This window comes from Ruegeria sp. AP12, assembly GCF_056540025.1.
Window position 1 is genome coordinate 1 of the sequence record NZ_JBQFVZ010000265.1, and the last position, 606, is coordinate 606.

Consider the following 606-nt stretch of genomic DNA (forward strand, 5'->3'; position numbering starts at 1 on the left):
GGTGTTGCTCGATGGCGAAGTCGTCAACGACTTGGATGCGCACCATCGCCCAGTCAACATGGTGTTTCAGCACTACGCTCTTTTTCCTCACCTAAGCGTGTTCGACAACATCGCGTACGGCCTGCGCCAACGACGATCACGCGTAGACAAACAAACAATCGCGACAAAGGTTGAGCAAGCGCTGGAAACTGTCCGTCTTGGTGGGTTTGGCCCACGTCGCATCTGGGAGATGTCTGGTGGTCAGCAGCAACGCGTCGCTTTGGCGCGTGCGATTGTAAACGAGCCCAAGCTTTTGCTGCTTGATGAACCAATGGCTGCTCTGGATCGAAAGCTTCGAAAAGAAATGCAGTTTGAACTGCAGAACCTGCAACGACAACTGGGAATAACTTTTGTCCTCGTCACGCACGACCAAGAAGAAGCGCTTTCAATGTCCGACCGAATTTGTGTGATGGAAGGCGGCAGTATTGTGCAGGTTGGCAGCCCACGCGAACTCTATGACATGCCCCGCAGCCGCTACGTGGCTGGATTTGTAGGCACCTCTAATTTCTTTGATGCAACTGTGACTGACTCAGCAGCCGACCAAATCACTGTGCGTTTAGCGAGTGG

General features: G+C 53.1%; 1 protein-coding gene. It reads left to right on the forward strand.

Features of this window, described 5'->3' with window-relative positions:
* Positions 1 to 606 (forward strand): ABC transporter ATP-binding protein (locus tag ACR0E6_RS22665; RefSeq protein WP_480587627.1); only part of this gene is annotated, 606 nt, incomplete at both ends.